Origin of the sequence: Streptomyces olivoverticillatus, from assembly GCF_014203555.1 — a bacterium.
GTDB lineage: Bacteria > Actinomycetota > Actinomycetes > Streptomycetales > Streptomycetaceae > Streptomyces > Streptomyces olivoverticillatus.
The window spans coordinates 214,614-226,863 of sequence record NZ_JACHJH010000004.1; the positions used below are offsets into that span (position 1 = coordinate 214,614).

At 71.1% G+C, this 12,250-nt stretch carries 11 protein-coding genes and 1 tRNA gene; 7 read left to right on the plus strand and 5 right to left on the minus strand.

Features of this window, described 5'->3' with window-relative positions; translation table 11 throughout:
• Nucleotides 1-140: 140 nt before the first annotated feature.
• Nucleotides 141-1,271, plus strand: a complete 1,131-nt coding sequence (locus tag FHS39_RS15135) for an acyl-CoA dehydrogenase family protein (protein WP_184349870.1) — start codon at nucleotides 141-143, stop codon at nucleotides 1,269-1,271.
• Nucleotides 1,272-1,290: 19 nt separating this feature from the next.
• Here the strand turns inward: FHS39_RS15135 and FHS39_RS15140 are convergent, their stop codons facing one another.
• The 4 genes from FHS39_RS15140 to FHS39_RS15155 all read right to left on the minus strand — a co-directional run bounded on the left by FHS39_RS15140 (nucleotide 1,291) and on the right by FHS39_RS15155 (nucleotide 5,138).
• Nucleotides 1,291-1,638: a rhodanese-like domain-containing protein gene (locus FHS39_RS15140; protein WP_184349871.1), complete on the minus strand. Its 348-nt coding sequence runs from the start codon at nucleotides 1,636-1,638 to the stop codon at nucleotides 1,291-1,293.
• A 10-nt stretch (nucleotides 1,639-1,648) separates the two neighbouring features.
• Complete coding sequence (locus FHS39_RS15145; protein ID WP_184349872.1) at nucleotides 1,649-2,470, minus strand: hypothetical protein; 822 nt, start codon at nucleotides 2,468-2,470, stop codon at nucleotides 1,649-1,651.
• Between the two features lie 103 nt (nucleotides 2,471-2,573).
• A complete protein-coding gene (locus FHS39_RS15150; RefSeq protein ID WP_184349873.1) occupies nucleotides 2,574-3,971 on the minus strand; it encodes a DUF2252 domain-containing protein in 1,398 nt (465 codons plus the stop codon).
• A gap of 81 nt (nucleotides 3,972-4,052) precedes the next feature.
• Nucleotides 4,053-5,138, minus strand: coding sequence for a YhgE/Pip domain-containing protein (locus tag FHS39_RS15155; RefSeq protein WP_184349874.1), 1,086 nt, complete (start codon nucleotides 5,136-5,138; stop codon nucleotides 4,053-4,055).
• Nucleotides 5,139-5,279: 141 nt separating this feature from the next.
• Between FHS39_RS15155 and FHS39_RS15160 the strand changes: the two genes are divergently transcribed.
• The gene (locus tag FHS39_RS15160) at nucleotides 5,280-5,702 is read left to right on the plus strand and encodes a MarR family transcriptional regulator (RefSeq protein ID WP_184349875.1); all 423 of its coding nucleotides are present in this window, start codon (nucleotides 5,280-5,282) and stop codon (nucleotides 5,700-5,702) included.
• 145 nt (nucleotides 5,703-5,847) lie between these two features.
• Here the strand turns inward: FHS39_RS15160 and FHS39_RS15165 are convergent.
• Nucleotides 5,848-5,934 (minus strand) — tRNA-Leu (locus FHS39_RS15165).
• A gap of 342 nt (nucleotides 5,935-6,276) precedes the next feature.
• Here FHS39_RS15165 and FHS39_RS15170 point away from each other — a divergent pair.
• The 5 genes from FHS39_RS15170 (at nucleotide 6,277) to FHS39_RS15190 (ending at nucleotide 12,170) form a co-directional block, all read left to right on the plus strand.
• Entirely contained in the window at nucleotides 6,277-7,119 is an 843-nt protein-coding gene (locus tag FHS39_RS15170) for an FhaA domain-containing protein (protein ID WP_184349876.1), read from the plus strand.
• A 10-nt stretch (nucleotides 7,120-7,129) separates the two neighbouring features.
• Complete coding sequence (locus FHS39_RS15175; RefSeq protein ID WP_184349877.1) at nucleotides 7,130-7,666, plus strand: FHA domain-containing protein FhaB/FipA; 537 nt, start codon at nucleotides 7,130-7,132, stop codon at nucleotides 7,664-7,666.
• 75 nt (nucleotides 7,667-7,741) lie between these two features.
• Nucleotides 7,742-9,259 (plus strand): Stp1/IreP family PP2C-type Ser/Thr phosphatase, encoded by a 1,518-nt coding sequence (locus tag FHS39_RS15180; RefSeq protein WP_184350207.1) that lies wholly within the window; start codon nucleotides 7,742-7,744, stop codon nucleotides 9,257-9,259.
• Between the two features lie 41 nt (nucleotides 9,260-9,300).
• Nucleotides 9,301-10,716, plus strand: coding sequence for an FtsW/RodA/SpoVE family cell cycle protein (locus FHS39_RS15185; RefSeq protein WP_184349878.1), 1,416 nt, complete (start codon nucleotides 9,301-9,303; stop codon nucleotides 10,714-10,716).
• Nucleotides 10,713-12,170, plus strand: coding sequence for a penicillin-binding transpeptidase domain-containing protein (locus FHS39_RS15190; protein ID WP_184349879.1), 1,458 nt, complete (start codon nucleotides 10,713-10,715; stop codon nucleotides 12,168-12,170). Before FHS39_RS15185 ends, FHS39_RS15190 begins: the two co-directional genes overlap by 4 nt.
• Nucleotides 12,171-12,250: the final 80 nt, after the last annotated feature.

A 12,250-nucleotide genomic window follows, 5' to 3' on the forward strand; every position in this document is an offset into this window, starting at 1 on the left:
GTGGGGCAGGGGGGCGGGGGGGTGGGGCCCCCGGTCTCCTGCCGATAACCACCCCTCCCGCTGTTCCCAATTACCGCCCCCTGCCCTATCTTGACGCTCCGTCAGGCAGAGGTCGGGGGCACGGCGACCGGGAGGGCCCAGTGGACTTCACCTTCACCGAGGAGCAGCAGGCCGCGGCCGAGGCGGCGCGGGCCGTGCTGTCCGGCGTCGCCCCCGACGCCGTCCCCAGCCCGGCCCTCGTGCCGGGAGCGGTCGCCGAGGGCTTCGACCGGGAGCTGTGGCGGCGTCTGGCCGATGCCGACCTGCTGAGCCTGCTCGTTCCGCCCGTCTACGGCGGGGCGGGCCTCGGGCCGCTCGCCCTGTGCCTGGTGCTGCGCGAGGCCGGGAAGGTCCTGGCCCGCGTCCCGCTGCTGGAGCACAGCGCGGCCGCTCTGGGCTTGCGCACCTTCGGCGGCGCCGGGACGGACCGGCTGCTGGGGGCGATGGGCAGGGGCGAGCTCGTCGTCACGGTGGCGGCCCACGGCCGCACCGGCCACGACCCGGCCGAACTGGCCGTCGCCGCACGTCGGGACGGCGGTCACTGGGTGCTCGACGGGGTGCACACCGCCGTGCCCTGGGCCCACGGTGCGGATCGCGTGCTGCTGCCGGCCCACACCGGTGACGGCCGTGCCGTCCTCGCGCTCGTCTCCCGCCACGCCCTCGGGCTGGGTCTGGCCGGCCAGGTCTCCACCAATGGTGAGCGGTATGCCGAGGTGAGCCTGGACTCCGTCCGCGTGGAGGATACCGGGATGATCACCGCGCCGGGCGCCTGGGAATGGCTGCGCGGGGTGCTGGTCACGGGCACCTGTGCGCTGGCCCTGGGGCTCGGCGAGGCGGTGTGCCTGATGACGGCCGAGTACACGGGCAAGCGCGAGCAGTTCGGCCATCCGCTCGCCACGTTCCAGGCCGTGGCCATACAGACGGCCGACCGCTACATCGATCTCCGGGCCATGGAGGCCACGCTCTGGCAGGCGGCCTGGCGCATCGAGTCAGACGCGGAAGCAGCCCTTCCGGCCGCTGCCGACATCGCCGTGGCCAAGATATGGGCCGCCGAGGGCGTACGGCGGATCGTCCAGACCGGGCAGCACCTGCACGGCGGCTTCGGCGCGGACACCGACTACCGCCTGCACCGCTATCACGCCTGGGCCAAACAGCTCGAGCTCTCCCTCGGCCCGGCCCCGGCACACGAGGAGGCCCTGGGCGAGCTGCTGGCCGCCCATCCACTGGACTAGCGGCGCCCGCCCCCAGGAGCTAGATCACGGTGCCGGGAGCCCCGTGGCCGTCCACGACCGGGCGGCCCATGGCCTCCCAGGTCTGCATGCCCCCGTCGACGTTCGCCGCGTCCAGGCCCTGTTGCACCAGGTAGGCGGTGACCTGCGCCGAGCGCCCGCCCGAGCGGCAGATCACATTGATCCGGCCGCCCTCGGGCGCCTTCTCCGTCAGCTCACCGAAGCGCGCCACGAAATCGCTCATGGGGATGTGCAGGGCGCCTTCGGCGTGCCCCGCCTGCCACTCGTCGCTCTCCCGCACGTCCAGCAGGAAATCGTCGGACGCGAGGGAGTCGACGGCGACCGTGGGGATACCAGAACCAAAATGCATGCTTCCGACGCTACCCGACGCCGCCGAGCAGCCCCGCCAGATGCGCCTCGCGCTCGGCGATCTGCGCCACCAGCCCGTCCGCGATCTCCGCCAGCAGCCCGTCCGGGTCGTCCGGCGCCATCTTGAGCATCGCGCCGATCGCGGAGCCCTCCAGCTCGGCGGCCACCGCCGACAGCAGCTCCTTGCGCCGCGCCAGCCACTCCAGCCGCTCGTACAGCTCCTCGCTGCGGCTCGGCCGGCGATGGGCCGGCACCGGGCCCGCCGCCCACTCCTCGGCCAGCTCGTGCAGCAGCACCTCGTCACCGTCGGCGTACGCGGCGTTGACGCGGACGATGAACTCCTCGCGGCGCTGCCGGTCGGCCTCGTCCGGCGCGAGGTCCGGATGCGCCTTGCGCACCAGCTCGCGGAAGGCGCGGCGCGCCTCGTCGCTCGGCCGCACCCGCTTGGGCGGCCGCACCGGCCGCTCCGTGAGCATCGCCGACGCCTCGGGGGACAGGCCCTCCCCGTCCATCCAGCCGCCGAAGAGCTCGTCCACCTCGGGCATCGGCTGCACCAGCGACCGCGCCTCGCGCGCCCGCCGCACGTCCTCGGCGGCCCCGGTGCGCGCGGCGACGGCCTCGGCGATCTGCGCGTCCAGCTCGTCGAGGCGGGAGTACATCGGGCCGAGCCGCTGGTGGTGCAGCCGGGAGAAGTTCTCGACCTCCACCCGGAAGGTCTCCACCGCGATCTCGAACTCGATCAGCGCCTGCTCAGCCGTCCGCACGGCCTGCTCCAGCCGCTGCGTTCCCGGTTCCTCGGCGCACTGGTCCTGCTCGGCTTCCGGATTCGTCACCCGCCCAGCGTACGGGCCCGCGCACCCCGGCCGACTCCCCCGGCCCCACCCGCACCGGACGGCCGGGCGGACCCGCCGAAGCCCGCCCCGCACCGCGGCCCCCCTACACCCCCATCTCGGCCGCCACCCGCCCGCTGCGCACCGCAGCCAGCAGCTCCGCGTGGTCGGCCTCCATTTGGTCCGCGTAGCGCACGGCGAAGTCGGCGACCGCCTCCTCCAGATCCTCGCTCTTGCCGCAGTACCCGCCGATCAGCAGCGGATCGACGCTGTGCGCATGGGCCCGGGCCAGCAGGGCGCCGGTCATCCGCCCGTAGTCGTCGATCTCGTTCGGGGCCAGAGCCGCCGGGTCGACGCTGCCCTTGCGGTTGCGGAACTGGCGCACCTGGTACGGCCGCCCCTCGACCGTCGTCCAGCCGAGCAGCACATCGCTGACCACCTGCATGGCCTTCTGCCCGAGCACCACGCGCCGCCCCTCGTGCCCGGCGTCGGGCAGCACGAAGCCCGCCTGCTCCACGTACGGCAGCAGGGCCGAGGGCCGCGCCTCCTTCACCTGGAGCACCAGGGCCTCGCCCCGGTGGTCGAGCAGCAGCACCACGTACGAGCGCAGGCCCACGCTCCCGGTGCCCACCACCCGGAAGGCGACGTCCTGCACCTCGTACCGCTCCAGCAGCGGCAGCAGGTCCCCCGGCAGGGTTTCCAGATAGCCGCCCAGCGACAGGGCGACCGCCGCCGCCTCCGCATCCGGCACCCGGCGCAGCACGGGCGGCGCGTCCACGAAGCGCCGGCCGCCTTCGCCGTCCGGTTCGGTCGACTTCGCCGCGAAGCGCGCGCTGGTGTTCCGCCGGGCCTTCTCGCCCACCTTCTCCAGCGTGCCCAGCAGCTGGTGGGCGTCCGCGTGCGAGACGAGCTCCTCGTCGGCGATCGCGTTCCATGCGTCGATCACCGGCATCTTCGCCAGCAGCCGCATGGTGTGCCGGTAGGCGCCCACCGCGTCGCGCGCGGCGGTGCGGCACGTCTGCTCGTCGGCCCCGGCCTCCCGGCCCGCCAGCACCAGCGAGGCGGCGAGCCGCTTGACGTCCCACTCCCACGGTCCGTAGAGGGTCTCGTCGAAGTCGTTGAGGTCGATGATCAGTTCGCCGCGGGCGTCGCCGTAGAGGCCGAAGTTGGCCGCGTGCGCGTCGCCGCACAGCTGCGCCCCGACGCCCGTGACGGCCGTGGCCGCCAAATCATGGCCCATCAGGGCGGCCGTACCGCGCAGGAAGGCGAAGGGGGAGGCAGCCATCCGGCCGATGCGGATCGGGGTCAGCTCGGGCAGCCGCCCGGCGTTCGAGGCCTCGACGGTCTCCACCGCGCCGGGGCGGCCGTCCGCGGGCTTCCAGTCGGCGTGCGCGGCGCGGGGCACCCTCGTCCGCAGCGCCTTCCCGGCGCTCCTGGCCGCCTTGCGGGCGGCCCGCCCGTCCCCCGGCTGCGCGAACCCCGGTACGTACGGCAGTCGCGTCATCGCGGCGCCACCTCCCCCTTCACGGCTCCTTCAAGGCTCAACTGCCCCTGACCGTACCGCCCTCCGGTGTCAATGGCCCGGTCAGACGCCCACGGCCTCCTCCATCTCCTCCTCGGCGGTCCCTCGGGCGGCCCCTCCGGCAGTCTCCTCAGCGGCCTCTTCTGCACCGTCGGCCGCGGCTGTCACAGCTGCGGGCGCGCTGTTCCGCCGCGCCTCCGCCGCCCAGGCGACGGCGGTCACCGCCGCGCCGACGACCAGCCACCACGCCAGCGTCCACACGTGTCCGCCCAGCCCCGCACCGTCGAAGTAGATGTGGCTGCGCACGCCCTCCACGAATCCGGCGCCGTTCCAGAAGGAGTGCAGCGCCGCGAAGAAACCGTTCTGCAGTTCGGGCCGGAACACCCCGCCCGCACTGGTGAAGTTGAGCATCACGAACAGCACCATCACGCCGAGCGTCGTCCACCGCTTGAGGAAGGTGTGCAGCCCGACGCCGACGAGCAGCACGCCCGCCGAGTAGAGCCAGGCCATCCCCCACAGCCCCGCGAGTCCGTGGTCGACCAGGTGGAAGACGGGCCCGGCCAGCGCCGTGCCGATCGCGCTGACGACCAGGGAGGTCGCCACGGCCAGCAGCGCGCGCAGCCGCATGGGCAGCACCGCGCCCGCGCCACCGATCACGGCCACGGAGGCGTACGAGCCGATGCTCAGCGCCACCAGCAGGAAGAAGATCCCCTGCCCGGTGGGGTCGTGCTCGCCGGGCGGTGCGACATCGCTCACTTTCAGCGGCGCGCCCTGGTGCGCGGCGACCGGCGTGAAGACCTTCTGCACCACCGTGGCGGTGGTGTCCGAACCGGCGGAGGCGACCAGCAGCTCCGGGGCGCGCTTGTCCGGGACGTACGCCCCGAAGATGTGCTGCTCCTTCAACTGGCGCTCGGCCTCGGCCCGGTTGGGGACGGTCCGCACGGCGAGCCCGCCGTCCGCCTTGTCGTCCAGCGTCTGGGCGAGCACCTTGGCGGCCGGCCCGGAGCCGACGACCGCCACCGGCAGCTGGTGCGGCGACGGGTCGGCGAACGCGCCCAGGTAGGCGAGCCCCATGCCGATGCACATCAGCAGCGGGGTGAGCAGATGGGTCAGGACGTGACGCAGAGCGCCACCCGTGGCGGGCTTCACAGGCTCGCCTCCCTCACAAATAGTTGGCTTATACAACCCTCACTTCAAGTTGTAACATACAACCATCGGGTTGACGCAAGAGGTCGACGCAAGAGGTCGATGCAAGAGGAGCGGCTCCCGCGGCCGCCGGAAGGAACCCCCGTGTCCCACCGTGAAGAGTCCGTGGCGACGATCCAGCGCGAGCTGACCTCGTTCGCCCGCCGCGCCCGCGCCACCGCGGCCCAGCTGCACCCCGAGCTCTCGCTCGTCTCCTTCACCCTCCTCGCCCACCTCGAGGACGAGGGAGGCTGCCGGGCCACCGATCTGGCAGCGCACTACCTGCTCGACAAGTCGACCGTCAGCCGTCAGATCGCGGGTCTGGAGCGCCTCGGTTTCGTCGAGCGCCGCGTCGATCCGGCCGACCAGCGCGTCCAAGTGCTGCATCTCACAGAACTCGGCGCCCGGACCCTGGCCCAGGTCACCGCCAGCCGCCGGGTGGCTCTCCAGGAGCGCCTGGCCGACTGGGACGAGGCCGACCTCGACCGCTTCGCCGGCTACCTGCGGCGCTACAACGCGGGCCGGTGACAAGCCGGCCGCAGCGCCCACCGCGACCACCGCGACCACGACAGGACGCGACGACGACAGGGCCCGACTACAGCAAGAAAACGACTGCAACAAGAAGATGAGTACGACAAAAAGCTCCGCAGGTCCGAAGACCTGCGGAGCTTGATGGTGCGCGAGGGGGGAGTTGAACCCCCACGCCCTTGCGGGCACTGGAACCTGAATCCAGCGCGTCTGCCTATTCCGCCACCCGCGCATGGGTGCGTCTTCCGGCTTTCGGACCGTTTCCCCGGCGTTTCCGCCCGGTTCTTGTCCGTTCGCCTTCCGACATCGAGAACATTAGCACGGTCGCAAGGGTGCCTTCACGCCCGTTGTCCCCGGCCCGCCCCCGAGGTCGCCGCGGGGAGGGCACCGGTTGCGGGACACTGGGCTCGGACCGCCTCTACGATCCCCCGTAGACGGGCGCGTGAAGGCGACACTCGTCACTCCTGGCGTCGAAGGGGAACCAGCCGTTTTCCCGACGCGTGGATACGATCAGTAAGCAGTATCAGGAACGACACTGAGCATCAGAGACGTCACTGAGGGAAGGAGGTGCCCCGTGGGAGTACTGAAGCGCTTCGAGCAGCGACTCGAGGGTCTCGTGAACGGCACCTTCGCCAAGGTGTTCAAGTCCGAGGTGCAGCCGGTCGAGATCGCCGGCGCACTCCAGCGGGAGTGCGACAACAACGCCACCATCTGGAACCGTGACCGCACCGTCGTCCCGAACGATTTCATCGTCGAGCTGAGCACCCCGGACTTCGAGCGGCTCAGCCCGTACTCCGGCCAGCTCGGTGACGAACTGTCCGGCATGGTCCGCGACTACGCCAAGCAGCAGCGCTACACCTTCATGGGGACCATCAAGGTCCACCTGGAGAAGGCCGACGACCTCGACACCGGCCTGTACCGGGTGCGCAGCCGCACGCTCGCCTCCAGCGAGTCGCAGGACCAGCAGGCCCAGCGGCCGTCGTCCCCGGGCCCGTCCGGCGCCGTCACCAACGGCGCGGGCTACCCGGCACGGCCCGCCGGTGCGCCGCCCATGCCCGCGTCCCCGCCGCCCGGCGGCCGGCCGCAGCCCCGCACGGGCGGTGCCGCACCGGGTCCGGGCGCTGCGCCGGGCGCCCAGACCAGGCGCTGGATCGAGATCAACGGCACCCGGCATCAGATTTCGCGGTCCACCCTCGTGCTGGGCCGCAGCACCGAAGCGGACGTACGGATCGACGACCCCGGCGTCTCCCGCCGGCACTGCGAAATCCGGGTCGGCACCCCCGCGACCATTCAGGATCTGGGGTCGACCAACGGCATCGTGGTGGACGGACAGCACACCACGCGCGCTACGCTCCGCGACGGCTCACGCATCGTCGTGGGCAGCACCACCATCGTTTACAGGCAAGCCGAAGGGTGAAGCGGGGGCAATGTCAGAGCTGACCCTCACGGTCATGCGGTTGGGTTTCCTCGCCGTACTGTGGCTGTTCGTCATCGTGGCCGTTCAGGTCATTCGCAGCGACCTGTTCGGCACACGGGTGACCCAGCGCGGTTCCCGCCGCGGCGGCGAGACCCGTCCGCAGCGCGCACAGGCGCAGGCCGCGCCGCCGCAGCAGCGCCAGCAGCAGCCCGCAGCCGGCGGCGGCCGCCGGGCCGAGCGCGGCCGGCGCGGCGCACCCACCAAGCTGGTGGTCTCCGAAGGCAGCCTGACCGGCACCACGGTGGCCCTCCAGGGCCAGACGATCTCCCTGGGCCGCGCCCACGACTCGACCATCGTGCTGGACGACGACTACGCCTCCAGCCGGCATGCCAGGATCTACCCCGACCGCGACGGCCAGTGGATCGTCGAGGACCTCGGGTCGACCAACGGCACGTATCTCGACCGCACCCGGCTGACCACCCCGACCCCGATCCCGCTCGGCGCGCCGATCCGTATCGGCAAGACCGTCATCGAGCTGCGGAAGTAGTAGGACCATGACGACCGGAGGGTGGGCAGCGTGGCTGGGAAGGGGCTGTACCCGGAGCCGACGGGCGAGGTGCGCATGAGTCTGTCACTGCGCTTCGCCGCCGGATCGCACAAGGGCATGATCCGGGAGGGCAACGAGGACTCCGGCTACGCCGGCCCCCGCCTGCTGGCCATTGCCGACGGCATGGGCGGCCAGGCCGCCGGCGAGGTCGCCTCCTCCGAGGTGATCTCCACTCTCGTCACGCTCGACGACGACGTCCCGGGCTCCGACATCCTGACCTCCCTCGGCACGGCCGTGCAGCGCGCCAACGACCAGCTGCGCGCCATGGTCGAGGAGGACCCGCAGCTGGAGGGCATGGGCACCACGCTCACCGCCCTGCTGTGGACCGGGCAGCGGCTCGGCCTGGTGCACGTCGGCGACTCGCGCGCGTACCTGCTGCGCGACGGCGTGCTCACGCAGATCACCCAGGACCACACCTGGGTGCAGCGCCTGGTGGACGAGGGCCGGATCACCGAGGAAGAGGCCACCACCCACCCGCAGCGCTCCCTGCTGATGCGCGCGCTGGGCAGCGGCGACCACGTGGAGCCGGATCTCTCGATCCGCGAGGTGCGTGCCGGTGACCGCTATCTGATCTGCTCCGACGGGCTCTCCGGTGTCGTCAGCCACCAGACGATGGAGGAGACGCTCGCCAGCTACCAGGGCCCGCACGAGACCATCCAGGAGCTGATCCAGCTCGCGCTGCGCGGCGGCGGCCCGGACAACATCACCTGCATCGTCGCGGACGTGCTCGACGTGGACGGCGGCGACACCCTCGCCGGACAGCTCAACGACACGCCCGTGATCGTCGGCGCGGTCGCCGAGAACCAGCTCCAGGCCGGCGGCGAGGGTGCCATGCACACCCCCGCGGGCCGTGCCGCCGAGCACGCCCGTGCCAACCGGCCCGTGCCCGGCCAGGACGGCGGCGGCTTCGGCCCGCCCGGCAGCGGCGACCCGGCCGTGGGCGGCATGCCGGACGGCGCCTTCGGGGCGTTCACGGACGAGGACTTCATCAAGCCCGCCCGGGGCCGCGGCCGTTGGATCAAGCGGTCGCTGATCTTCGCAGTCGTCCTCGGCGTGGTCGGCGGCGGCCTCTACGGCGGCTACCAGTGGACCCAGACGCAGTACTACGTGGGTGCCAAGGACAACGACCACGTGGCCGTCTACCAGGGCATCAACCAGGACCTGGCGTGGGTGAGCCTCAGCAAGCTCTCCAAGGACCACCCCGAGATCGAACTCAAGTACCTCCCGGTCGACCAGCGCAGCCGTGTCGTGGACACGATTGCGGTCGGCAGCCGCGACCAGGCCGAGAAGAAGGCCGACGAACTCGGCAAGCTCGCCGGCGCGTGCAAGAAGGAGGACGAGCGGCGCAAGGCCGAACAGCAGCGGCGCGAGAACGAGAAGCAGACCGGGGACCGTACCGGCGGGGCGGCCAAGGAGAGCGCGGGCGAGCCGCACTCGAACGCCACCCAGGCCACCCCGGCCCCGAGCCCGGGCCCCACCCTCAGCGAGGAAGAGCAGAAGTTGGTCCCGCAGTGCAGCAGCGCCCAGCAGTGAAGCCGTAGGGGGCCATCAACGCCATGTCAGCGATTTCACCCATGTCCCACACCAGTAACACCACGACGATCAGCACCGCGGGTGCGCCGAGCCGGCGCAACACCGAGCTCGCGCTGCTGGCCTTCGCCGTGATCATCCCCTGCTTCGCCTACGCCAACGTGGGCCTGGCCCTGCACGGCGAGATGCCCTCCGGCATGCTCGGCTACGGGATCGGCCTCGGCCTGCTGGCCGGCGTCGGGCACCTGGTGGTGCGGAAGTTCGCCAAGTACGCCGACCCGCTGCTGCTGCCGCTGGCCGCGCTGCTGAACGGCATCGGACTCGTCCTGATCTGGCGGCTCGACCAGTCGCCGCGGCTGGCCCAGCTCGCCAAGAACCAGGGCTTCAAGTTCGTCCCCTCGGCGCCCAACCAGATGCTCTACTCGGCGCTGGGCATCGGCCTCTTCGTCGCCGTGGTGATCTTCCTCAAGGACCACCGCATCCTCCAGCGCTACACCTACATCTCCATGGCCGTGGCGCTGGGCCTGCTGATCGCCCCGATGTTCTTCCCCGCGAAGTTCGGTGCCCGCATCTGGATCACCCTCCCGGGCCTGGGGTCCCTCCAGCCCGGTGAGTTCGCCAAGATCGTCCTTTCGATCTTCTTCGCGGGCTACTTGATGGTGAAGCGCGACGCCCTGGCCCTGGCCAGCCGGCGCTTCATGGGCATGTACCTGCCGCGCGGCCGCGACCTCGGCCCCATCCTGGCCGTCTGGGCCCTCTCCATCCTGGTCCTGGTCTTCGAGACCGACCTCGGCACCTCGCTGCTGTTCTTCGGCATGTTCGTCGTGATGCTCTACGTCGCGACCGAGCGCACCAGCTGGATCGTCTTCGGTCTGCTGATGTCCGCGGTGGGCGCGGTCGGCGTGGCCTCCTTCGAGGCCCACGTCCAGGCCCGTGTGAACGCCTGGCTCGACCCGTTCGGCGGCTGGGGCAAGTCCGCGGCCAGCGAGCAGATCTCCCAGGCCCTGATGTCCTTCGGCTCCGGCGGCGTCTTCGGCGCGGGCTGGGGCCAGGGCTACTCGGACCTCATCGGCTTCGCCGCCAACTCCGACTTCATCCTCGGCACGGTCGGCGAGGAGCTCGGCCTGGCCGGCGTCATGGCGATCCTGCTCATCTACGGCCTGATCGTCGAGCGCGGCGTGCGCACCGCGCTGGCCGCCCGCGACCCGTTCGGCAAGCTGCTCGCCTGTGGCCTGTCCGGCGCCTTCGCCATCCAGGTCTTCGTGGTGGCCGGCGGTGTCATGGGCCTCATCCCGCTGACCGGTATGACCATGCCGTTCATGGCGTACGGCGGTTCGTCCGTGCTCGCCAACTGGGCCCTCGTCGCCATCCTGATCAAGATCAGCGACACCGCGCGCCGCCCGGCCCCGGCCCCCGCCCCTTCCCCCGACGCCGAGATGACCCAGGTGGTCCGCCCGTGAACAAGCCCGTGCGCCGGATCGCGATCTTCTGTGGCCTCCTCGTGCTCGCCCTGATGCTCCGCGACAACTGGCTGCAGTTCGTCCAGGCCGACGAGCTCAAGACCAACAAGCACAACCACCGCGTCGACATCGCCCGCTACAGCCAGCCGCGCGGCAACATCATCGTGGACGGCCAGGAGATCACCGGGTCCCAGGAGACCAACGGGATCGACTACAAGTACAAGCGCACCTACAAGGACGGCCCCATGTGGGCGCCCGTCACCGGGTACTCCTCCCAGCGCTTCGACTCCAACCAGATCGAGAAGCTCGAGGACAAGGTCCTCACGGGCGACGACGACCGGCTGTTCTTCAACCGCACCGTCGACATGATCACCGGAAAGGGCAAGAAGGGCGGTGACGTGATCACCACCCTCAACGCCAAGGCGCAGGAGGCCGCCTTCAAGGGCCTGGGCGACAAGCAGGGCGCCGTCGCGGCCCTGGACCCGCGCACCGGCAAGATCCTGGCCCTCGCCTCCACGCCCTCGTACGACCCCTCGACGATCGCCGGGGCCAACGACGGCGCGGCCTACACGGCGCTGACCAAGGACAAGAACCAGCCCATGCTCAACCGGGCGCTGCGGCAGACCTACCCGCCGGGTTCCACCTTCAAGGTCGTCACCGCCTCGGCCGCGCTCGAGAACGGCCTGTACAAGGACGTCGACTCCAAGACCGACTCCCCGCTGCCGTGGACACTGCCGGACACCGCGGGCGTCGAGCTGAAGAACGAGGGCAACCTCCCCTGCAAGGACGCCACGCTGCGCGAGGCGCTGCGGGTCTCCTGCAACACGGTCTTCGGCAAGGTCAGCGCCGACCTGGGCAACAAGAAGATGATGGACGAGGCCGCGAAGTTCGGCTTCAACAAGCCCATCGACACGCCCGTGCGCGCCGTGCCGAGCATCTTCCCCAAGGACAACCGCCCGCAGAACGCCATGGCGGGCATCGGCCAGGCCTCCAACCGCGTCACCCCGCTGCAGATGGCCATGGTCGCCGCCGCGGTCGCCAACAACGGCAAGCTCATGGAGCCGTACATGGTCGACAAGCTGCGCGCGCCCAACCTGAACGTGATCGAGCACCACACGCCCAAGGAGATGAGCCAGCCGCTCAGCTCCGAGCACGCGCAGATGCTGCAGTCGATCATGGAGACGGTCGTCGAGAGCGGCACCGGAACCGCCGCGAAGATCGACGGCGTCAAGGTCGGTGGCAAGACCGGTACCGCCCAGCACGGTGTCGACAACAGCGGCAACCCCTACGCGTGGTTCATCTCCTACGCCAAGACGGACAACGGCTCGCCCGTCGCCGTCGCGGTCGTGATCGAGGGTGACGACAACACCGCTCGCGACGACATCGCCGGTGGCAGGCTCGCCGCGCCCATCGCCAAGAGCGTCATGGAGGCGGTACTCAAGACGGAGAAGTGATCCGGCTCACCTGTCACAGCCGAACGCCGCCGCGGTCGGTACCGGTCCTGTATCGGGTGACGGTGGCGCCCCTGAGGCGC